Raw genomic sequence first — 21,080 nt, 5'->3', positions numbered from 1 at the left:
ATCACCACCTGTTCCGCGTGCTCGTAGAGATACCCGTTCGACCGCCCGTACCGCCAGCTGAGGCGTGGTTCAGCCACGGAATGGCCTGGACGTTGGACAGAGGAAACTGTCATATACCAATTCGACAGATTTCTCTGTCAATAAGTTCTGGACAGTCTAGGCTGTCAATCATGACGGAATCGAAGATGGAAGACAGCGCGGCCGCAGCACTCGAAGGGACTCCTGATCCCGCGTGGATGGAGCCGACCGAGGACCAGGTGGCATTCCTCCGGGAGGAGGTGGCCGGTGTGGCGGCCGACCTCGCGGGGCGGATCTCGACGCGCGAGCAGCAGCTTTCCCAGGCTGACGCCCCGCTCTCGACGGCAGCCCGCGGCCGCTTGATGAACACCGCTGACTGGCAGTTGTCCCTGATCCGAGCCCTGCGCGAGGTCAAGACGGCGGCGGACGGGCTGGCAGACGGGTACGCGAAGTCCGCCGGGGCGGCCGGGGCGAACTACCCGCAGCTGGGCGCCGCATGGGGAATCACCCGGCAGTCCGCCCGCTCCCGCTGGCCCGGCGTCGTGTCCCCGCGCAGCGGTGCCGACCGCGAGTCGGTCGCCCTGAGGTACGCGGGTGGGGACGCCACGATCGCCTACCGGCCCGAAGACGGGGCGTGGTGGTATCTGGCGACGGGTGAGGACGGGAGCTACGAGGAGTCGGACACCGAGTTCGACACGTCCACCACCGCGACTGCCGCCGCGACCGAGTTCCTGCTGAACCACAAGAAGGGCTGACCATGAGCACCGACGCACACGAGGCATGGCAGGCGCTGCAGGTCCGCCGACTCGATGACATCCCGGCCGCCACTCCGCTGGCCTGGCACGTCGAGAAGTTCACCGAGCACAACGACCGGCTGATGAACAACGCGCTCCCCGCCGACTTCAAGTACGACGTCCAGCGTGGCGACGCCGGTGACGCCCTGGCCGCCATCGCGCTGCGCGAGTCCATGCGCCGCCACGTCGAGCGGGAGCGCGGCATCCGGGTGCGCGAGGCGATCGAGCTGGGCGCCACCTGGAACGAGGTGGCCGCCGCCCTGGATGTCACCCCGGACGACGCCCGAACCCTGCTGCGTGAGTGGGCCGACGGACAGCGCAACCTGCACCGCTTCGACGTCGAGGGCGCGCTGGACAACCCTCTCGGGCTCAGCCCCGACCGGCATGCCGCGGTGCTTGCCCTCACCGAGCTGGGCGACGACGAGCGGGCCCCGGGGGCAGCGAAGTGACGGGGATCATGACCATGTACGAAGAGATGCCTGAGACATGGGTCAGTGCCGTTGCCGACGCGATCGGGAAGTTCGGCTGGTCCGTCTCCGACGCTCACGAGTCGGCCATCGTGGTCGAGTTGACAGCCGACGCCTCCCGGGTCCTACAGGCCGACGACGACGAACGCTTCGTGGTCCTCGGCTGGGCGGAGGACACCGAAGGGCCCCACTACGGACTGTCCCGCGACGGCATCCAGGTGCCCATCCTCTGCCTGCTCGGCCCCGACACCGACCCCGCCGCCATCGCGGCCCGCGTCGACCGGCTGATGCGGACCGGCCAGCCCGAAGCGCGGCTCGTCCGTCACGCCATCCCCTACGCCGCCCTCGGCTCCCGGTGCGTGTGCCCGACCGCCCACCCGTGCCTCGGTATCGTCCCCAACGCCCACTGCCCCGAGCACGGCGACCGCCAGGCCCCGACGATGGAATGGCACTGGGAAGAGAACTGCGGAACGGTCGCGGCCCGATGACCACTTCCCGGGGGCGCTCTGCTGCCGACGCCCCGCCTCCGGAAGTCGCGTACAGGGCGGCCCCGGACCTGCTGCGGGAAGCTGCCGATCTCCTCGGAATCGCCACCGATCTGGCCATCGCCGCCGAGAGCGGTCTTGCGGCGGACGAGGAGTACCACGAGGAGCGGGAGCGGCTGTACCGGCTACGGCGGGCAGCCCTGGCCGACCGCATGGCGATCGCCCATCCCGAGGACGAGCAGCACGCCCGCGACGCCGTGCGCCTGGCCCGGGAGCTGGCCGAGTTCGACCACGCACACCGCCACCTCGTGGAGGGCCCGCACGGGCCCGATGAGACCGAGTGGGACCCGAGCTGGCGCCCGTACGTCCGCCAGGAGTACGACGCCTGGGGATGGTGAGCCCCGACACGACGGCGGCCGCCGCACGTTGGAACACCGGTTCCAGCGCGCGGCGGCCGCCGTTCCAACATGGCGCAGCACCCTGCCGTTTGTATCGTGTGCACGCTACGATTTTGAGCATGGCCGCTCGCGAGGGAACCCGCATCATCACCGCGCTGGAATCCGCGTGGTCCGCGATCCAGAAGCGTCACCCCGACGTTCCAGACGTCGTTGCTGTCACCGGGACGGGGAAGCGCGGCGGGCAGCGGAAGAAGCCGACATTGGGGCACCACGCGGCGGAGCGCTGGCTGGACGCGGCGGCCGCCGGCCGTACGGCGGAGCTGTTCGTGGCGGGTGAGGCTATCGCCAAAGGGGGCGAGATGGTGGTGGAGACCCTGCTCCACGAGGCGGCGCACGCGCTCGCGGCCGCCCGGGGGATCCGGGACACCTCCTGTGCGGGCCGTTGGCATAACCGCAAGTACGCGGCTCTCGCCGAGGAGATCGGGCTGCAGCCGCCGAAGAGGGCCGCGAAGGTCATCGGGTTCAGCGAGGCCCTGATCACCCCCGCCACGGTCGCCGCGTACGCGCCCGTCATCCGGAAGCTGGACGCCGCCGCCCTGGCCCACATCCAGGCCCCTGCCGACGAGGACGCCGAGCAGGAGAAGGACCAGGAGCAGGACGAGGAGCACCCGGGGCCGCGGGGCGGACGCGGCCGGGCGGGCAAGCGGATGCCCGTGGAGTGCGGTTGCAAGCCGCCCCGGCGGATGCAGGTCAGCCCCGCGTTCCTGGAAGGCGGGAAGCTGCTGTGCGGGGAGTGTGAGCAGGCATTCCAGCCGCCGGAACCGGAGCTGCAATTGAAGCTACAGCTGGACGAGGACGCCGAGCTGGCCGGGACCGTCACAGCTCGGGAGGCTCGGTGAGCGCGCCGACGCCGGCGGTCCCCTGGCGGGCCCTGGCCGCTGACCCCGCGACCGTCGAGCGGTACGAGGCCAAGGTGTACCGAGGCCCCGGGCCGACGCCGTGCCACTGGTGGCTCGGGGCCATCAGCGACTCCGGCCACGGCAAGCTCCGGGCGGGCAGCCGCCCGGCGGGTACCTCCCGCGTGGTCTCCGCCCATGTGCTGGGGTTCGCGATCGACCAGGGCGCCGCCGCCCTGCAGACGAGCACCATCGTCCGGCACAGGTGCGATGAGGCCAGCTGCCAGAACCCCGAGCACTGGCTGATCGGGGACCGCCTCCAGAACATCCTGGACTTCCAGGCCCGCCGCGGGCTGACCGGCCACCCGCTCGCGGACGTACGGGGCGCCGCGGGGCGCGCCGTAGCCGTCCGGGACGCCATCCTGGCGGCCGCCCCGGGCCAGGAGCCAGCCGCCATCGCGGCCGCACTCGCGGCCGGCCACCCCTCCGGGGACCGCCAGGACACCCTCTGGTGAGCGAAGCGTGCGCACGCTAGGCCGGGCGGGCGCAGCGGGCCCACGTTTCAGGGTCTGCCTCGCACCGCCGGAGCGACGCACCACCGGTGACTCCGGTGTCCGTAGAGGCCCCGCGGGCGGCCGCGGTTGCCGGAGCATCTGAAGCGTGTGCACGCTAGATTCGGAGGGGTCCGGCCGAGCCGGACCCGGCGGCGCGACCGCCGCCGAAAACCACTCTTGGTAACAGTCGAGGCCCAACCCGCGCGTCCGGGTTGGGCCTCTGTCGTCTGCGCTCAGGGTAGCGGGCAGCCGCCCGAAGTCGTCAACACCCGCGCCGCCAGCGCCCCGAGCATGGCCAGCCAACCCATCGAGGACCATCGGACAGACGATCACCCAGGAACGAGCCAGACCACCATCACCATCAAGGCCACCAGATCCACGACAGCCACCCAAGCAACCAGACCACCTAACACCCAGTCACCCAGCAGCTACCTACCTACATCTAACACACCCTTGCATTACTATCCGATGGCCCGTACCGTGATCGCATGACCGCCACTGTGAGCCCGGGATCCGACCCGGGGTACCTGATCAATCAGGTGGGCAAGGGCGGGGAGCACTACTACCTGAAGAGCATCGAGCAGGCCGGAGAGCCTGCCGGTATCTGGCTCGGGGATGGTGCTAAAGATCTTCAACTCACGGGCGAAGTTGATCATGAGTTGATGTCAGACATGTACTCGAAGTTCACGCACCCGGGCCAGCACGCGGACGTACGTGCGTCACTCTCCGCAATCACGGCGGAGCCCGGATCGGACGAGTACAAGGCCGAAGTCGCGGCCATCTACGACGCCGCCCGGGTGGGCCGGAAGCCGTACGACTACACCAAGTCGACGGAGGAGAAGGTGGCCAAGGCGCTGGAGAAGCTGGGCCCCGACGCCACCCCCGAGCAGCGCCGCGAGGCAGAGCTGAAGGTCCGGCAGAACGCGCCCAGCTCGCGCAGCTACTACGACGTCACGTTCTCCGTGCCGAAGTCCTACAGCCTGCTGCACGCCGGATTCCAGATCGAGGCCCAGCAGCTCCGCGCGGCTGGCGATCTGGAAGGCGCGGCCGCCGCCCAGGCGAAGGCGGACACCGTCTGGGAGTGCGTGATGGAAGGCGTCCAGGCCGGGCTGGAATTCCTGCAGGAAGAGGCCGGGTACGCCCGCGACGGCCGCCACGGGGCCAAGGACGCTGAGGACGTCCCGACTGGTCGCCAGGTCGACGCCCACAGCTGGACCGTCGCCAGCTTCCGCCAGCACACCAGCCGCGACAACGACCCGCAGCTGCACGTCCACAACGCCATCTGGAACCGGGTCCAGGTCGATTCCGTGGATCCGGTGACCGGGGAAGTCCGCAACAAATGGCTCACCATCGACGGGCAGGAGATCTACCGGCACACCAAGGCGGCCGGGCACATCGCTGAGAAGGCCTGGGACGAGGCCCTGTACCGCAAGCTGGGCATTCGCACCGCGATGCGGCCGGACGGCATGGCTCGCGAGGTCGTCGGCATCAGCGAGGAGAAGCGGGACAAGTACAGCTCACGGCGCCAGACCATCACCAAGGGAACCGCGGAGCTGGCCAAGGCGTACGAGGAGCGCGAGGGCCGGGCGCCGGGCGCCCATGAGCTGGCCCGGATGGCGCAGTGGGTGAACCTTGCAGAGCGGAAGGACAAGGTTGCCGCCGTGCCGCGCGAGCAGCTGCTCGCGCAGTGGGAGGCCGACATGGTGGCCGACACCCGCGAGTCGCTGTCCGACATCCCAGCCGAGGTGGAACGCGCGTCGGTCGAGTTGGAACGGCGACAGCCCGCGCTGGAATCGGGACTGGAATTCGACCCGCAGAGGGTCATCCGGACCGCCGTCGAGAACGCCCAGGACTCGAAGTCGGCATGGCGTCGCGGGGACCTGATCGTGGAGATCACCAAGCAGCTTCCAGACTGCTTGGGAGGTCTGGAACGCAGCCAGGTGCGCTCTCTCGTCAACGAGCTGGCCGACGCTGCACTGCAGCCTGGGGCGGAGTCCGCCGTGGTGCGGCTGACCGCCCGCAACCTCGTCCCGCTTCCCCAGGAGCTGACCCGCGAGGACGGGCTGAGCATCTACGCCCGCCACGGTGCCCGCCGGTACGCCACGGAGACCCACCTGGAGCGCGAGGGACGGGTAATCGAGCAGGCCACGGAGCTGGGAGCCCCCGCGGTCTCCCGCGAGGCGATCGACGCGGCCGTCACCGAGGCCGGGCTGAACGAGGGCCAGGAGCAGGCGTTCCGCTCCATCCTCGCGTCCGGCCGCCGCATGGAGGTGGTGGCCGCCCCCGCCGGTACTGGGAAGAGCCGCCTGGCGGGCGCGATTCACGACGCCTGGACTCAGGAATGCGGCCCCGTGATCGGTTTGACCGTCAGCCAGCGCGCGGCCCGCGTGCTCTCCGAGGAGGGCGTCACCAACGCGCAGAACGTCGCCAAATTCCTGGACACAAACCGCCGCCTGGAATCCGGTGCGCCCGTGGCCGATGACGAGCGGTCCGCGTTCCAGCTGCAGCCGGGCCACCTCGTCCTCGTGGACGAGGCGTCCATGGCGGAGACGGGCCAGCTGGACGAGATCCGCCGCCTGGCCGCCCGCGCCGGCGCCAAAGTCTTGTACGTGGGCGACAACGCCCAGCTGGACAGTGTCGGCTCCGGCGGCATCTTCTCCCAGCTGACCGAGGAGCTGCCCAACGTCCACCGCCTGGACGAGGTCATGCGGTTCAACTCCGAGTGGGAGAAGAAGGCTTCCCTGCAGCTCCGGAAGGGCGAGGCCGACGTGCTCGCCGAGTACGAGGCCCGCGGCCGCCTCCGGGCTGGAACGCGCGAGGAGATGGTGGAAGCCTCGTATCAGTCCTGGCTGGCCGACCATGCGGCGGGCAAGGACGCGGTGCTGATTGCGCCGACGAAGCAGCAGGCGGACGAGCTGGCTGCCCGCGCGCGGGCCGACCTCGTACGGCTCGGTCAGGTCGAAGAGGGCGGCATCGAGCTGCCCGACCGTGGGCTGACGGTTGGCAAGGGCGACATGATCCAGCTCCGCAAGAACAACCGGCGGATGACCACGGCGTCTGGCGAGCGGTTCGCCACGAACCGCGACGTGGTGAAGGTGCTGGGCGTCGCCGAGGACGGATCGGTGACCGTCGCCTACGACGACGGAGACACGCTCCAGCTGCCGACCTCGTACGTGCAGGATCACGTCGACCTGGCGTATGCGGGCACGATCCATTCCACCCAGGGCCGAACGGTTGGAACGGCCCACAGCTACTGGGACGGCACCGGTAGCCGGGAGTCGTTCTACGTCGCGATGACGCGCGGCCGCGAGAGCAACACGGCGTACATGTCCACGGACATGCCGGGTGTGGAGGCGGAGCAGCGGCCCGAGCCGATGAGCCTCTTCAAGCAGACGCTGGAGAATTCCAGCGTCGAGAAGAGCGCCACACAGGTGCAGCGCGAGGAACTGGAATGGTCCCGGAGCCTGGCGAAGCACTCGTTCGAGCTGGAAGACCTCTCTGCCGAGCACGCGGAGAAGAAGTTCGGCCGGGTGCTCTACGAGAAGCTGGGCGAGCGGTTCTCGAAGGTGCGCGACTCCGAGGCGTACGGGTCTCTGATCCGGTTGGGCCGGTCCGCCGAGGCAGCTGGCCACGACGCCATGAAGATGATGCAGGACATCACCCAGCGCACTCTGGATGACGCCAAGGATCTGGCGAAGGTGCTGCACTGGCGGGCGGAGCGCGAGCTGGAGGCCGCCGACCGGCGCCAGGTCCAAGCCGACGAGCGCCGGGTGCGCGAGGCCGTCGAGCAGCAGGAGAAGGCAGTCACCGAGGCCATGGCCACCGGTCAGTGGCACCAGGTCGAGGACCACATGCAAGCCCTCCAAGCTATGACGGAGGAACTGCAGACCAAGGTCGGTGTCCTCCACGGCCAGCAGGAAGGCCAGGAGCGCCACCTCATTGCGGAGGAGCACCGGGCGGCGGCCGAGGAGCGCGCCGACTGGCGGAACCGCGTCCAGGACATCGAGGGTCCCAAGGGCGACTATGCCCGCGCCGTGGCCGATGTCGCAGAGGAGAAGCGCCTGGAACTGGGACAGCGGTTGCTGGAACAGGCCGAGGCCGGAGAACTGCCCCAGTGGGCGCAGCATCTGGGGCCGGTACCGGATGATTCCGCCTGGCGGGAGCGCTGGATCGAGCGCGCGGGCACCGTGGCCGCGTACCGCGAGGCCCACGAGCACGACCACGACCGCGACCCCATCGGCCAGCGGCCGGGCCGTGGAGCGGTCGACGTCCGCCAGGACTGGGACCGGGCGTACCGGGCCCTGGGCGAGCCGGAGGACCGAATCGAGCTGGTGGGCGCCACGGACGCGACGCTGCGACGCATGGTCGAGCACTACGAGCGCGAGACCGAGTGGGCACCGCCGCACGTGGCCGACCAGCTGCGCGAGGTCTCCGAGTCTCTGGCCGACGTCGAGCGGGAATCGGTCCAGCGGTACATCGAGGCCCGCGAGGCGGAGGACCCGGAGCGCGCCGAGGAGCTGCAGACCACCGTCGAGGGGTACGACGCCTTGGCCGCTCAGCTCTCCGAGGACCGCGAGGCCCTGGAAAAGGTGCACGAGGCCCGGCAGGCGTGGCACAGCCACACCGAGGACGCGCGGACTCAGGCGCAGGAGGCACAGCGACAGCTGGAACTCCGGGCACCGGAACCCGAGCCAGAGCCGGAGACGCTGGAACTGCAAGAGGACGTGCAGGAGCCGACGCTGGAACCGGAGCTGGAACGACCGGAGACTGGCGAGCGCGAGCGGTTGCGCGAGGCCCACGAGCGGGCCCACGCGGACGGGCGGACCCTTACCGGCGAAGAGCTGCAGCAGGCCGTCCAGACCGCCTCCAAGGCGACGGAGATCCTGGCCGACCGAGAGCAGACGCAGCAGATGGAGGAAGCCGAGCGCACCCGCCGGGACGAGCCCGTGGTGCAGCGGCCGGAGCCGCAGATCGAGGCCCCCGCAATCGAAGCTGGCGGGTACGAGATCGAGATGTAGCCCACCGAGCACCCGGCAAGGGGCGGACCGCCACCAGGTGGTCCGCCCCTTCTTCGTACTCCAGCTCCCGGGCCTGTCGCCAATTGGCGACTGGGGGCGGGTGCGGGTGAGGGAAAACGCGGGGCTCCGCCCCACACCCCGGCCACCCTGCTGAGGGGGTGGGGGCACTGCTTTGTGGGTGCGGGTTGTGGGTGGTGGAGATGGTGGTGGGTCGCGGTGCGGCCCCCTCATTGGACGGCTCCCGGAGGGCACCACACCGCCCGCCGGCCGTCCAGGACGCCTACGGCGCCGCGCAAGCGCGGTCGGGCAAGCCCGATCCTGGACAGCCGACGAACGGCGCGGTGGGCTGCGCCCGCCGCCCAATGAGGGAACCACCCCACTCAGCCCGGACCTACGGCACGGCCGCGCGAGGCGGAGCCTCTGGCCCCGTGTCAGTCCCCGCGGCTACCGTCGGCACCATGGCCAGCAACAGCGACTCGTGGAACCCCCGCCGGCTCCACCCGTCCATTGAGGACGTCCTGCCCGTCCCCGAGCGCCCGACGATCGCGCCCGGGGCAACGCCGTCCTGGCCTGGCCACGAGTACGGGCCGACTCGTATTCCAACCCCAGCCCCGAGCACGCCGGGACTTCCAGGGGGCGTCCGCCGGACCCGGGAAGAGCTGGAAGCCCTCCGGGACGATGCCGCGCGGGAGTTCCACGCTGGCGAGCACGCACGCGTGCAGCTGGACGAGGACGAGGACGAATACCAGGTACGCCGACCCGCCTTCTTCGCCCAGAGCGTGTGGGGCGTGATCGCCTGGCTGCTGGGGGAACTGCAGAACGCACCGATCAGCGGGGAGACCCACGACTACCCGTACACCGTCCGCCAGGTGGGGTTGGAGAAGACTCACGCGATCGACTGTCTGGAAGGCAATGACTGGCCCGACGTGGACCGCGACTACGCGCTTGGAGTGCGAGATACGGTCCGGTGGGCGCTCTCCGACTGGAAGAAGCGGCCCGTGCCGCCGCCGGCCAGGTGACGTACGCACGCGAAGAGGCCCGGACCATCGGTCCGGGCCTCTGTCGTTGCGGGCGGATCAGCTGGGCACTTCGCCGGTCCGCAGGGTGTGAATGTGCTGCTGCAGTTCCCTGTAGTCAGCGCTGATCATCTTGTTCGCGAACAGGTCCGGGATGTGCCTGCTGTCGTCGTAGGAGTTCTTGCACTCCTCCATGATGAACTTCCCCTGGCGTACGGCGTCGGGGAGCCAGCGCCCCAGCCACTCAGCCACCCGGAGCGGCCCGGACTCCGGGTCGACGTAGGCCCAGTGGTAGGTGGACATCAGGCTGGTGAGGCTTTCCACCATGTCCGGGTGCCTCCACCAGCAGGAAGAGGCCCGTTCCCCGTAGTCCAGCATCTCCTTGTACGAGCGGGGCCAGCGGGCCCGGAACGTGCCTTCCACCCAGGTCATGAGCGCGTCCCAGGCTTCCGCCTGCTGCTGCGGGTTGAACGTCCCCCAGTTCCAGACCGCTGGCGCCGTGCTCTTCGGCTTCTCCGCAAGCTTCTTGACGACCAGGGACAGTTCCTGGAGCCGTTCCGCGAGCTTCTGCCCTTCCAGAGTCTCCAGCCGCTCGTTCGCCTCGTTGAGCTTCTGGCCCAGGCCCCGGGTGCGCTCCCAGACCGCTTTGATCTCCTTGGACTGGTCGGTCATCCGGTCTTCCCCCACATGTTCTGTTCAGCGGCGGGCGCCTGCCCGGGGATCGTGCCCGGAGCCGCCGCGGGCTGCTGCTGCGGGACCGGCGGAGCCGTGGCGGGCATCGGCGGAGGCAGGACCGGCCCGGCAACCTGGCCGCCGCGCTTCTTCAACTTCTTATCCAGCTTGGCTTGCGCCTTCGCCTGCTTCACCAGCTCCTTGACGTCCTTCCGCTGCCACACCGGGGTGAACCGGTAGCGGACCGGCGGAAGGTGCCGGTAGAAGATCAGGCCAGTCCCTTCCTTCATCTGCCGGATGGCGTCCGGGGGCATGACCCGGACCCGCCGGATCGAGATGTTCCGGGACTGCTTGTCCTCGTCGTTGGACGAGGAGGAGGCCACTTCCTCGTCCTTCTCCCCGCAGAGCAGGGACAGCTCTTCCAGGTCCTGGGGGATGGACAGGCCGCCCAGCACGACGCGCACGGAATTGTTGACGATGGTCTGGGCGCCGTTGTTGCCCCACCGCTCCCGCAGCTGGGACAAGGACTGGACGCTCACCAGCAGCTGGATGTTCCGGCCGCCAGCGTCCGCCGACCAGCGGTGCAGGGGAAGCGGGCAGATCACGGCCGCCTCGTCCAGCACGAACCGTACGTAGGGGTCCATGCGGCCGCCGGGGCTGCTGTCCGCCTGCAGGTACGCCGCCTCGTAGATCTCGCCCACCAGCGCGGTGAACAGCGGGGCGACGCTGCCGTACTGCTGGTCGCGGCCCATCAGGTAGAGGGTGCCGCGCGAGCGCAGGAAGTCCTCCACGTCGAACTTCTGCTGTCCGGGCCGGGGGGAGACGATGTCCACGACCTGGGGCAGCGACATGAACTCGAACGACCTCACCAGCGTCAGGTACACGGAGTCCCGCGTCTTGTCCGGCGCGTTCCGCATCTGCGAGAGGCCGCGGGCCCACCCCGCCGGTACCAGCTGCGGGTTGCCCTCCAGGATGTCCAGGGCATCCCGGTTGGTCGAGTCGGTCACCCAGGCCCGGACACGGGTCAGGTCGTACCCCTTGATGCCCGCCGCCAGCAGGTAGCAGGACAGGACCATGTAGGAGTGCCCTTCCCAGAAGGAGGCGTTCTCCATTGCCTCACCGCTGGCCGAGGCCGCGAGGATGTACCCGGCTCGCCGCAGGGCCACCACGGGGTCCTGGCAGCCTTCCACGAGGTTCCAGGCCAGGGTGTTCTCCACCCCGCTCACGCCCGCGTTGAACACCCACACGGGCCGGTTGTGTTCGCGCCTCAGCTGGTGGGTGTGTTCGTAGAGGTCACCGCGAGTCGAGGTCACCACGCAGGCGCCGGCCGCGTCGATGACCGCGTTGCCGTACTGCGCGGATTTACCGGACCGGGGCGGGGCGTACATCAGCACGATGTCCTCGCAGGCGATGAACAACCCCTTCTTGTGGAGCAGGTCCGTGCCGAGGTGCAGCCCGACCTCGTGCGGGCTGATGGAACGGCCCTTGACCCCTTCCAGGGACGGGCGAAGGGTCGCCGCACGGGCCCGCAGGCCCGAGTTCGACAGCCATTTCTTCAGCTCCGCCTGATTCGCGAACCCGACACGATCGGCTTCTTTCGGGCTGGCTGTGGGGCCGGTCTTACCCAGGCCCCACTTCTGCTTCAGATGCATGTAGCCCAAGCCCCCGGCGGCCGCCCCGGTCGCGACGAAGCCGGGCCAGCCGCCGAGCGGCCAGTTCGAGGCCACGGTGCCAATACCGTCCAGCAGGACGCCGATCGAGGGATCCGGCAGTCCGCCCTTGTCCTCGGTGCCAGCAGCCACCGCCACGGCAGGCAGGCCGAGAGCGGAGGCGCTGAGCCCGGCACGGGAAGCCGTCGAGGGCTTGCGGGAGGCGAGGATTCCCCGCATTTGCTGCGGTTCCAGGCCCCCCGGCAGGTCAGTGGTGTTGGTGGTCGTACTCTCTTCCTTGCGTGACACGAGATATCTCCTCTGTCGCGAAGTCCCCGGATCCGGCGGTGCAAGCGCCTTTCCGGGGGCGCCAAATTGAACGGAAACCGGTGACCATCGCCACCGTACGAGCCAGGTGTGACAAACGGGACCGGGTTTCCAGGGCGGAATCACGCTTGAGCGTGCTTTTTCTTGATGAGGCCGAGGTATTTCCGCGCGGTGCCCTCGGTGAATCCGGCGCCTTCATGCAGCACCTTGGCCAGGGCACTGGCTGAGCGGGCCTGCTCCTCTGCGGGCAGCTGCAGGAAGTGGTGCTCCAGCAGCTCCACCCCTTCAAGACCGGGCTCCTCGTCGGCGGTTTCGGCCGGAGGCTGGGGCAGCGGAACGTCCCTGCTCTCCACCAGCTGCTCGGCGGGAACCGGCCCGGTGTCGCCAATTGGCGACAGGTCCGCCTCGTCCACCGCGTGCTCGAAGTGGTCGACCCGAGCCTGGACCGCGGACCGTCCCTCACCGCGGGCCGCGACCGGCTGCGACTGCGCTGCCAGCAACTGGTCGCGGTTCGGGAAACGCCCGTGTTCGCGGAGATGGTTCACAAGGTCCTGGTACTGGATCTCGCCCTGCCCCATCTCCGGAGTCCAGGGGGCCACGGGATGCTCGGCTGCAGCAGCCTCGTCTCCTTGGTGCTGCTCCACCGGCTCATCCACGGACTCCTCCATGGCGTACGCCTCCGTCGAATCGACGTCCACCAGGGGTACGGCCGTTTCCTCACCCGCTTCCAGCTCCCGGCGGACGTCGACCCGTTCCAGCGGCAGAGGCTCCGTGATACCAGCCGCCTCCAGCCCCGCTGGCGCCGTCTCCGCCAACGGCACACCGTAGCGGGCCAGTCGCAGCGGCATCAGCGCCTCGACCGGCGCCTTCCGCCTCCACTGCCGCCCGTACCGGGCCTGCAGCCGGGCCTGATAGACCATGCGGTCCTGCTCCCTCTCCACGGCCACCTCATAGCTGCGGATCTCCCAGAGCTTCATCCGGCGCCACAGCTTGAAAGTGGGCAAGGGAGAGAGCAGCCACCGAGTGACCCGGACGCCCTCCATGTGCCGGTCGGCGGTGATGTCGGCGATCCGGCCGACCGCGTGCCGGGCGGCCTCAACGGAGACCACGAAGAGCACCGGGATCACGGCGTGCATGCCGACCCCGATCGGGTCCGGCCAGGCGGCCGCGCCGTTGAAGGCGATGGTGGCCACGGTCAGCATCCACGCGGTCTGGCGCAGCAGGGGGAATGGGATGCGGATCCAGGTCAGCAGCAGATCCAGGGCCAGCAAGACGCAGATTCCGGCGTCGATCCCGATCGGGAAGGCGTTGGCGAAGGCGCCGAACCCCTTCTCCTCGGCGAGGTCGCGGACCGCGGAGTAAGAACCCGCGAAGCCGATGGAGGCGATGACCACCGCGCCGACGACCACGACACCGATCAGCAGTCGGTGAACCCGGGTCAGCTCCGGCAATTCCTTCTTCTCTTCAGGGGCAGTGGCAGATCCGGGGGGATCTACGGCCGTACCCTGGTGGTGACGCATGTAGCTCTCCAAGTCTTCTGCGTCCTGGCCCTGGTGGTGTGTCCTCACCACCGGGGTCCTCGTATGTCAAGCCCCGTCGTCGCCTTCCGGGGCGATGGGCTGACCTTCCAGTTCCTTGATGTACGCCAGCAGGTTGCTGCGCAGTTCCTTCTCGGTGTCCCCGACAAGGCGTTCTCGGTGAGCGAGGATCACGTCAACGGCAACCCGGATCACGGTGTTCGCCGTGATCCGTTCCCCCTTGTGCGCGCGAGCGGCTTGCAGTTCCCGCGCCAGAACGTCCAGCTCGATCTGCTGGTCGCCGCGCAGCTGTACGTACTTCGGTGACAGCTGCTTGCGGGCCGTCGCCGCCGCCTCGCTGAGATTCGACGAGCGCCGCGCCGGCGGTTCCTCTGCCATGTCGCCCCCTCGGGGTTTCGGAGTCAGTGACCCCAAGAGGCTATGACCTTGGAACTTTGGCGGCGCATGGCCGGGCGGTCGTTCACGGACCGAGCCCTTCATGGGGCGCCCTCCCTTCGTCTTGTCCACGAAAAGAATCATACCCCAAGAGTCTTGAAGTTCAAGACTCTGGCATTTAGTGTTTTCCATGTAGCGAGAGGGCCGGGGGTTCCCGCCCCCGACCCTCTCCGCCCGGAACGGCGACTCCAACGCCTTCCGAGCTGGGACACCCCTATGCAGAGAGAGGGATCTCCGTGCAGAAGTCTGCCAGCCGGACCACCGGCACCTCCATCACAGTCCCCGCAAGCCGACCTCGCCTCGTGCTGGTCGGCAAGAAGGGCCCGGCGTTCAGCACCGCCTGCGCCAACTGCAACCAGTTCGACACCGTCGTGACCCGCCGCAACGGCCAGGCCACCACCCTCCGCCGCTGCTACTGCCAGCTGGCGGTGACCGGATGACCGAGCAGGAGAAGAAGGCGAAGGAAGCCGCTGAGGCGGCCGCCGCGTCGGACGCCGCGCGCCGGAAGGCGTTAGAGGACCTGCAGCGTCACGGCCAGACCGGGCCGGTGCGCCGATGAGCGACACCCGCCCGCCCCTGCCGATCCGGCCGGAGCCGCACCAGCGCGACGGACGCCAGTCGCAGCAGCAGCCCGCGCGGCCGCACCCCGCCCGATAGGGCCCCCGGCGGGCCAGTCGCCAATTGGCGACTGGCCCGCCCTCCCCCTTGCTCGCCTTGATGGAGAGGCACATCCATGCCGCACTGCACCAACACCGTTGAGCTGGAGCGGATCCCCGACGCCGACCTCCGCGCCGAGAACCGCGCCGAGTGGCTGGCCGGGGAGTACCGCGCCAGCGACTACCCGACCGCCCACGTCCACTACGACCTCCCCGGCCAGGCGTTCATCGTCGTGGCCCCGCAGGGAGGTGCGTCCGCGTGAGCATCACCCGCGACCGTCTCGTGGCAACCGCCGCCCTCGTCCTCTCCGCGCTGGTCCTGGCAACCTCCGTGGAGATCGGGCGGAACGCGATCGAGGCCCTGCTGACCGCCGTCACCACGTACGGCACCGCCGTGCTGGCCGCCGCCCTCGCATTCGCCCTCGTCGGGGCGCCCGTGGGCATCCGGCCCGTCCTGAAGGCCACGCACACGGTGGTGACCGCCGCGGTGGTGATCGCCCTCGTCCTGTACGGGATGGGGAAGTCCCTGTGGTCGGTGATCGCCTGATGCGTGCTCTTACGATCCGCCAGCCCTGGGCGGCCGCCATCGCCCACGCGGACAAGCGCGTGGAGAACCGGGTGTGGCCGACCAGCTACCGGGGCCCCGTGCTCATCCACGCGGGCCAGACCCTGGACCAGCGACACGGCCCCATGGTCACCGCCGTGGTCCGCGGCCTGCAGCTCGACCTGGGCGCCGTTGTCGCGGTCGCCCGGGTCATCGACTGCCACGACAGCGCCAGCGAGCGCACCCCGTGCACTCCGTGGTCCGCGCAGGGCCAGTTCCACCACGTCCTGGACGAGGTGACTGCCCTCCCGCTCCCGGTCGTCTGGAAGGGGCGCCAGGGGCTGTGGGTACCGCCGCCCGCCCTGCTGGAGCAGGTCCGCGAGCAGCTGGACGCCGCCAGTGCCGCGCGGCTGCTGGGAGAGGAGACGGGCCGATGATGCGCCGTTCCGCGACCTCCCGCCCCACCTCCATCCACCTGTTCTGCGGCGCCGGCGGGGACAGCGAGGGATTCCGCCGCGCCGGATTCGATGTGGTGCTGGGCGCCAACCACTGGCAGCGCGCGGTCGACACGCACGCGGCCAACTTCCCCGAGGCCGAGCACCTGTGCGTCGATCTCGACCACTACGACATGCGCAGGCTCCCAAAGGCCCGGGTCCTGGTCGGCTCCCCGATCTGCACCGAGGGCAGCCCGGCCGATGGGGTCAAGCGCCGCAAGGCGCCCCCCACGCCGGGCCAGCTGGATCTGCTGGAAGAGGGCCCGATCGCGGATGCGGCCTGGGAGCGGACCAGGGCGACCGCGTACGACATCCTGCGCGCCGCCGAAGTGCACGAGTTCGACGCGGTGGTGTGCGAGAACGTGCCGCGCTTCGCGACCGCATGGCCGCTGTTCCACTGGTGGCTGCAGGGCATGGACATTCTCGGCTTTGACCACCAGATCGTGTCCGTCTCCGCCGCGCACGTCGGCGGGGAGGACAACCCGCACGCCCCGCAGTGGCGGGACCGGATCTTCGTGGTCTTCACCCGGAAGGGCATGCCGAAACCCGACCTCACGCTGCGGCCGCCCGCGTGGTGCCCGACCTGCGAGGAGGACGTCCTGGCCGTCCAGGCCTGGCGCAACGGCCGGACGATCGGCAAATACCGGCAGCAGTACGACTACCGCTGCCCGAACGGCAAGTGCCGTCACCGCATCGTGGAGCCCTACGTCCGGCCCGCCGGATCGGTGATCGACTGGAGCGACATCGGCACCCGGATCGCCGACCGCGCCGCACGCGGGATGCGCCCGCTGGTGCCCTCCACCCTGCGCAAGATCAGGCTGGGGCTGCAGAAGCACCGGGTCCCCAGCGTCGTGACCGTCACCCACTCCGACCCCGGCGACGGGCGGGCCGTGCCCGCGCACGCCTGGCCGCTGGCCACCCGCACGGTCAAGATCGGTGACGGCATCGCCGTGCCGCCCATGCTCGTGCCCACCGGGGGCAGCTGGAACACCGACACCACCGCGGTGACCGTGCCCATGCGGACCCGGCTCACCCGGGAAAGCGAAGGCCTCCTGCTGCCCGCCCCGTTCATCACCGAACACCGGGGCGGAGGCAGCACCACACGGGCGATTGATGACCCGCTGGCCGCGATCACCGCCGGAGGCAATCACCACGGGCTGGTGATCCCCTACCGCAAGGCGAGCCCGACCACCACCGCGGCGCCGCTGCACACGATCGCCACCCGGGAGTCGGCTGGTCTCGTCCTGGGGTCGGACGCTCCGGCTGAGGACATCGAGCTGGAGAACTGCTACTTCCGGATGCTCTCCGCCCGCGAGCACCTGCGCGGGCAGCGCATCCCTGACGAGTACACAGTGCTGGGCACCGGCAGCGAGCAGACCATGCAGGCCGGGAACGCCGTCCCGTGCAACATCGCCCAGTGGATCGCCTCCGCCCTGCTGGAGGTGCTGTGATGGCCCGCCGTCGAGACCCCCAGCAGATGAACGGCGGCTACCAGCTGGCCATGGACCTGCCCGCCGCCGAGCCGGAGCCCGCCACCACGGCGGGCCCGGCCCGGCCGGCGGCCGCACTTCTGTCGCCAATTGGCGACAGTTCGGCGAGGCCCGCCAAAGCGCTGGAGCCGATGAGCGCTGCGAGCGTCGACTGGATCGCTCAGCACGTCATCGCCGACTACCACCTGGCGAACGAGGCCGCCTGGTGGTGCGACCCGGACCAGAACTGGGAACCGAAGTGCCCGTGCCAGCTTCCGTGCCCGCTCTGCCGAAGCGGGCGGCACGACCGGTGCCGTGAACTGCGTGAGACGCAGCGGAGTGCCAAGCACGGCCCGTACGCGCCCACGCCGGAGACGCATCTGCGCGTTCCCGCCCCTCACGACCCCCAGCGCGCCCGGACGCTGTACGTCCCGGTGTGGCTGGCGGACCGGGCCTGTCGGGGCATGTGCGACTGCCCGCAGTGCGCAGCCCAGCCCAGCCGCCCGCGCCCGGACGCCCCGGGCCCCACCACGGTGGTGTGCCTCAAGGGACGCAAGGGCGACCCCGCGATCGAAGACGTCGTCTATGTCGGCCGCCCGATGTACCAGGGCGGGTGGAGCCTGCACGGCCACGTGCTTGCCAACCCCTTCAAGGTCGGCAAGCACGGCGACGCCGCCGAGGTGGTCGAGCGGTACCGCGGCTGGCTGGCCGAGCGGCCGGAGCTGGTGGCGCGCGAGCTGCCGAAGCTGCGCGGCCGGCGGCTCGGGTGCTGGTGCCCCGAGGGGCAGCCGTGCCACGCCCGCGTCCTGGCCGAACTGGCGGACCAGGAGGCGGCGGCGTGAGCAACAGGGACGAGTTCAACCCCTGGCAGTGGGACCGCGAGATGGCCCGGAGCGGGCAGGCCCGCCTGACGATCGAGCGGCACGGCCACGAGGTGGCGCTGGACCACCAGGGGGTGTCCATCGACGGCCGCCGGATCGTGCGGGACGACCCGTCCCAGGGCGACCACGGGTTCCGCATCACCCCGTTGGGGACCGTCGTCTACCGCGACCAGGAGATTGCCGAGATCGACGCCCCGCCGGAGGGCACCGCCAACCCGGGCGAGGTGACCGTGTGGGGCAAGAACGGCCCCACCCTCCCCGAGCGCAGGCAGCGCGAGAAGGACGCGCGGCAGCAGCAGGAGGAGGCCCAGCGGCGGGAGCGGGACGAGCGGTACCGCTCCACCGAGCAGCAGCACCAGCACGAACTCACCCACACCCACGGACAGGAGATGACCCGGTGAGCCAGCACATTCCCGACGACCTGGCGGCTTGGGACCCGCGCGATGTTCAGGAATGGCTCGACCGAGTCCTGGACGACGAGGAGGTGACCGAGGCCGCCAAGCACGACGCGGCCCGCGCGGTGACCGCAGCGCTGCTCGACGACTACCCCGCCATCGGCTCCCGCGAGCAGCAGCAGGAGGAGACCGAGCGGCAGCAGCGGGACCAGCGGTACCGCTCCACCGAGCAGCAGCAGGAACTGACCCGAGACGGACAGGAGAGGACGCTGTGACCGAGCAGCAGCAGAGCCCCGCGCCCTTCGATCCGGCGCTCTACCTGATCGAGCAGGCCCACCGCCAGCAGGTCCCCGCCACGTTCCGCCCGGCCCCGCAGCTCCCGCCCCGGCAGTCCGCCGGCCGCTGGCTATGGGAGCACTTCGGGAGGCTGGCGCCAGGCCTGTCGACCACGGCCATGTCCGCGCTCGCCTGGAGCTGGAACGGGCAGATCCCGGACGGCTCCCCCCGCCCGCTGTGGATCACGGGAACGCTGGCCGCACTCGCGGGCTGCGCCGGGTGCATCGCCGCTTCCAAGCCGCACGGCGACAACGACACCGTGCGCATGAGCTTTTCGGCGGCCGCAGTGCTGGCCGTGGCCGGGGTGACCGCCTGGACGCCGGACTGGCAGCTGGCCGCCCTGCTCTGGGCCGGGGCCACCGCCGCGGTGTACGCGGTGTGCGCACCCCTGTGGCGGACCGACCGGCGCGAGGAACGGGCCCAGGACCACGAGCTGGCCATGGAGGAGGCCCGGGGGGCCAACGCCGCCCGACTCAAGGCGATCGAGGTGAGCGGCACCGTGGCGACGGCCCAGTGGGAGTACCGCCAAGAGGAGGCGAAGGTGGCCGCGATCGTGGCCGCCTCGTCCGCCCGCCAGCAGCGACGGCTGGAGGCCGGGCAGGAGCTGGACGTCCAGGCCCTGCTGAAAGCCGCCCAGGCAGAGCTGAACTGATCTAAAAAAGTGTGCCAAGCGTCTTTGAGCACAGCAGAGGGCCCTCGCCGTAGCGGGGGCCCTCTGCTGTGCTCGTCTACGAATCGGCTGGGCCGGGCAGTCCGCCCGCCCGGCGCTCCAGTCGGACGGCCGCGGAGCGGATGCGGCTCAGATCCTGCGCGGCCTCGCTCGCGTCGAACGGGGCGACGCCACGGCTCAGTACCTCGTCCAGGAGCCGTACGGCTTTCGCGGCAGTGTTGGCAGCGGCCCGGATCTGCTGGTTGACCAGCTCCGCCGCCTCGTCGTCCGTTTCGCTGGCGTCCTCGTCTTCGACCAGCTCGGCGTCGACCACCTCGTCCTCGGAACTGTCGCCAATTGGCGACAGTTCGCCGGAGGGTGCGACGCCGAGCTTCAGTGTGTCGCGCGTCTTCGTGATGGCGGCCGCGGTCACCTTCTTGCCCGAGCCCGTGGCCTCCTGGCCGACCGTCTGCAGCAGCTCCCGGGCCGCCTCGTCGCCGTTGTGCCGGACCACGGGCGCCAGGGGGCGAGCCTGCCCTTCCGGCAGTGCGTCGACCGCCTCCGCGCCGAGCGGTGCCAGGGCCCGCCGGACCAGGGCCAGGTCCATCAGCCGGTACGCGTACGAGCGGTCCCAGCCCCACCGGCCCTTGATGTAGTGGCCGAACCGCTTGTAGCCAGCCGCCTGGTAGAGCCGTTTGTCCGCGCGGATCTCCTCCAGCAGCAGCCCCAGCTCCTGCCGGTGCTGCAACTGCAGTTGCCTCACGCTCCGCTGGTAGCCCTCCACGGACGCCTGGATGCGGTTCTCCAGCTCCTCCAGCCGCGCCTCCGGGGGCAGTTCCACATCTGCCTGGGGAGTCGTTTGCGCGGGCAGCTGGGCGCCTCTGCCGCGGGTTGCCAGGCCCGACACCAGCACGTCCCCGAAGCTGGCGCTCGCCCTGTCCGATGCCCTGCTCATCGGGCCACCACCTCCAGGACCTCCCGCGCCATCCGGTCCGTGGCCGACCCCGGCCTGATCTTGACCGACTGCTTGAAGATGTGCGCCGGGCCGTTCAGCGCGCTGGAGAACTTGAACCGGGACTGCAGCACCGGATACCCGGCAGCCGTCAGCTTGTCCTCCAGCTGGTCCGCCGCCACGCTCCGACCGACCATCGTCAGCATGACGTGCAGCTCCGGCGCCGGGGCCCCTGTGCTCTGCAACTGCTGGATGTAGCCCAGCACCGACGTCGCCCGTTCCAGCTCATTGGGTGTCGGCTGGAGACACAGGATCACGACGTCGACCGCGCTCATCACCGCGAGGTGCGGGCCGTCCTGCCTCCGCTCCCACGCTCCGGTGTCCAACACGCAGATGCCCTTCTCCGGACACAGACGCTGAGCTTCCTGGCGGATCTG

The 21,080-nt window shown here is 70.1% G+C and carries 23 protein-coding genes and 1 pseudogene; 18 read left to right on the top strand and 6 right to left on the bottom strand.

Features of this window, described 5'->3' with window-relative positions; genetic code table 11:
- Window positions 1-170 precede the first annotated feature (170 nt).
- The 8 genes from LCH29_RS40510 (at window position 171) to LCH29_RS40475 (ending at window position 9,649) form a co-directional block, all read left to right on the top strand.
- Window positions 171-773 carry a hypothetical protein gene (locus LCH29_RS40510; RefSeq protein WP_446466689.1) on the top strand — a complete coding sequence of 201 codons (603 nt, stop codon included), beginning with the start codon at window positions 171-173 and terminating at the stop codon, window positions 771-773.
- Between the two features lie 2 nt (window positions 774-775).
- Window positions 776-1,261, top strand: a complete 486-nt coding sequence (locus tag LCH29_RS40505; RefSeq protein WP_446466688.1) for a hypothetical protein — start codon at window positions 776-778, stop codon at window positions 1,259-1,261.
- Window positions 1,262-1,287: 26 nt separating this feature from the next.
- A complete protein-coding gene (locus LCH29_RS40500) occupies window positions 1,288-1,767 on the top strand; it encodes a hypothetical protein (protein WP_446466687.1) in 480 nt (159 codons plus the stop codon).
- Window positions 1,764-2,162, top strand: coding sequence for a hypothetical protein (locus LCH29_RS40495; protein WP_446466686.1), 399 nt, complete (start codon window positions 1,764-1,766; stop codon window positions 2,160-2,162). The genes LCH29_RS40500 and LCH29_RS40495 overlap by 4 nt, the downstream gene beginning before the upstream one ends.
- A 119-nt stretch (window positions 2,163-2,281) precedes the next feature.
- Complete coding sequence (locus LCH29_RS40490) at window positions 2,282-3,061, top strand: hypothetical protein (RefSeq protein ID WP_446466685.1); 780 nt, start codon at window positions 2,282-2,284, stop codon at window positions 3,059-3,061.
- Window positions 3,058-3,573 carry a hypothetical protein gene (locus LCH29_RS40485; protein ID WP_446466684.1) on the top strand — a complete coding sequence of 172 codons (516 nt, stop codon included), beginning with the start codon at window positions 3,058-3,060 and terminating at the stop codon, window positions 3,571-3,573. The genes LCH29_RS40490 and LCH29_RS40485 overlap by 4 nt, the downstream gene beginning before the upstream one ends.
- A 527-nt stretch (window positions 3,574-4,100) precedes the next feature.
- Window positions 4,101-8,630, top strand: a complete 4,530-nt coding sequence (gene mobF / locus LCH29_RS40480; RefSeq protein WP_446466683.1) for a MobF family relaxase — start codon at window positions 4,101-4,103, stop codon at window positions 8,628-8,630.
- A 458-nt stretch (window positions 8,631-9,088) separates the two neighbouring features.
- Window positions 9,089-9,649, top strand: coding sequence for a hypothetical protein (locus LCH29_RS40475; protein ID WP_446466682.1), 561 nt, complete (start codon window positions 9,089-9,091; stop codon window positions 9,647-9,649).
- 57 nt (window positions 9,650-9,706) lie between these two features.
- Here LCH29_RS40475 and LCH29_RS40470 read toward each other — a convergent pair whose 3' ends face one another.
- The 4 genes from LCH29_RS40470 to LCH29_RS40455 all read right to left on the bottom strand — a co-directional run bounded on the left by LCH29_RS40470 (window position 9,707) and on the right by LCH29_RS40455 (window position 14,210).
- Entirely contained in the window at window positions 9,707-10,318 is a 612-nt protein-coding gene (locus LCH29_RS40470) for a hypothetical protein (protein ID WP_446466681.1), read from the bottom strand.
- On the bottom strand, window positions 10,315-12,276 hold the full coding sequence (locus LCH29_RS40465) for a type IV secretory system conjugative DNA transfer family protein (protein ID WP_446466680.1): 1,962 nt from the start codon (window positions 12,274-12,276) through the stop codon (window positions 10,315-10,317). The genes LCH29_RS40470 and LCH29_RS40465 overlap by 4 nt, the downstream gene beginning before the upstream one ends.
- A 140-nt stretch (window positions 12,277-12,416) precedes the next feature.
- Entirely contained in the window at window positions 12,417-13,745 is a 1,329-nt protein-coding gene (locus tag LCH29_RS40460; protein WP_446466679.1) for a DUF2637 domain-containing protein, read from the bottom strand.
- A gap of 135 nt (window positions 13,746-13,880) precedes the next feature.
- The gene (locus tag LCH29_RS40455) at window positions 13,881-14,210 is read right to left on the bottom strand and encodes a hypothetical protein (RefSeq protein WP_446466678.1); all 330 of its coding nucleotides are present in this window, start codon (window positions 14,208-14,210) and stop codon (window positions 13,881-13,883) included.
- A 293-nt stretch (window positions 14,211-14,503) separates the two neighbouring features.
- Between LCH29_RS40455 and LCH29_RS40450 the strand changes: the two genes are divergently transcribed.
- From LCH29_RS40450 to LCH29_RS40405, 10 genes are all read left to right on the top strand, one after another.
- Window positions 14,504-14,707, top strand: coding sequence for a hypothetical protein (locus tag LCH29_RS40450; RefSeq protein WP_446466677.1), 204 nt, complete (start codon window positions 14,504-14,506; stop codon window positions 14,705-14,707).
- The gene (locus LCH29_RS40445) at window positions 14,704-14,826 is read left to right on the top strand and encodes a hypothetical protein (protein ID WP_446466676.1); all 123 of its coding nucleotides are present in this window, start codon (window positions 14,704-14,706) and stop codon (window positions 14,824-14,826) included. The genes LCH29_RS40450 and LCH29_RS40445 overlap by 4 nt, the downstream gene beginning before the upstream one ends.
- Window positions 14,827-15,000: 174 nt before the next feature.
- A complete protein-coding gene (locus LCH29_RS40440) occupies window positions 15,001-15,186 on the top strand; it encodes a hypothetical protein (RefSeq protein WP_446466675.1) in 186 nt (61 codons plus the stop codon).
- The gene (locus tag LCH29_RS40435) at window positions 15,183-15,470 is read left to right on the top strand and encodes a hypothetical protein (RefSeq protein ID WP_446466674.1); all 288 of its coding nucleotides are present in this window, start codon (window positions 15,183-15,185) and stop codon (window positions 15,468-15,470) included. The genes LCH29_RS40440 and LCH29_RS40435 overlap by 4 nt, the downstream gene beginning before the upstream one ends.
- Window positions 15,470-15,904, top strand: a complete 435-nt coding sequence (locus LCH29_RS40430; protein ID WP_446466673.1) for an ASCH domain-containing protein — start codon at window positions 15,470-15,472, stop codon at window positions 15,902-15,904. The genes LCH29_RS40435 and LCH29_RS40430 overlap by 1 nt, the downstream gene beginning before the upstream one ends.
- Window positions 15,901-17,412: a DNA cytosine methyltransferase gene (locus LCH29_RS40425; protein ID WP_446466672.1), complete on the top strand. Its 1,512-nt coding sequence runs from the start codon at window positions 15,901-15,903 to the stop codon at window positions 17,410-17,412. The genes LCH29_RS40430 and LCH29_RS40425 overlap by 4 nt, the downstream gene beginning before the upstream one ends.
- The gene (locus LCH29_RS40420) at window positions 17,412-18,272 is read left to right on the top strand and encodes a DUF4326 domain-containing protein (RefSeq protein WP_446466671.1); all 861 of its coding nucleotides are present in this window, start codon (window positions 17,412-17,414) and stop codon (window positions 18,270-18,272) included. Before LCH29_RS40425 ends, LCH29_RS40420 begins: the two co-directional genes overlap by 1 nt.
- Complete coding sequence (locus tag LCH29_RS40415; protein WP_446466670.1) at window positions 18,269-18,712, top strand: hypothetical protein; 444 nt, start codon at window positions 18,269-18,271, stop codon at window positions 18,710-18,712. The genes LCH29_RS40420 and LCH29_RS40415 overlap by 4 nt, the downstream gene beginning before the upstream one ends.
- Window positions 18,709-18,981, top strand: a complete 273-nt coding sequence (locus LCH29_RS40410) for a hypothetical protein (RefSeq protein WP_446466669.1) — start codon at window positions 18,709-18,711, stop codon at window positions 18,979-18,981. The genes LCH29_RS40415 and LCH29_RS40410 overlap by 4 nt, the downstream gene beginning before the upstream one ends.
- Window positions 18,978-19,694: a hypothetical protein gene (locus tag LCH29_RS40405; protein WP_446466668.1), complete on the top strand. Its 717-nt coding sequence runs from the start codon at window positions 18,978-18,980 to the stop codon at window positions 19,692-19,694. The genes LCH29_RS40410 and LCH29_RS40405 overlap by 4 nt, the downstream gene beginning before the upstream one ends.
- A gap of 76 nt (window positions 19,695-19,770) precedes the next feature.
- On the opposite strand, the gene LCH29_RS40400 is transcribed toward LCH29_RS40405, so the two are convergent.
- Both LCH29_RS40400 and LCH29_RS40395 read right to left on the bottom strand, forming a co-directional pair.
- Window positions 19,771-20,646 carry a hypothetical protein gene (locus tag LCH29_RS40400; protein ID WP_446466667.1) on the bottom strand — a complete coding sequence of 292 codons (876 nt, stop codon included), beginning with the start codon at window positions 20,644-20,646 and terminating at the stop codon, window positions 19,771-19,773.
- A pseudogene (locus tag LCH29_RS40395) lies at window positions 20,643-21,080 on the bottom strand (hypothetical protein); the annotation flags it as partial. The gene LCH29_RS40400 and the pseudogene LCH29_RS40395, both read right to left, overlap by 4 nt.

This window comes from Streptomyces sp. BRA346 (genome assembly GCF_052851135.1).
This window is presented reverse-complemented; position numbering and strand designations above follow the sequence as displayed.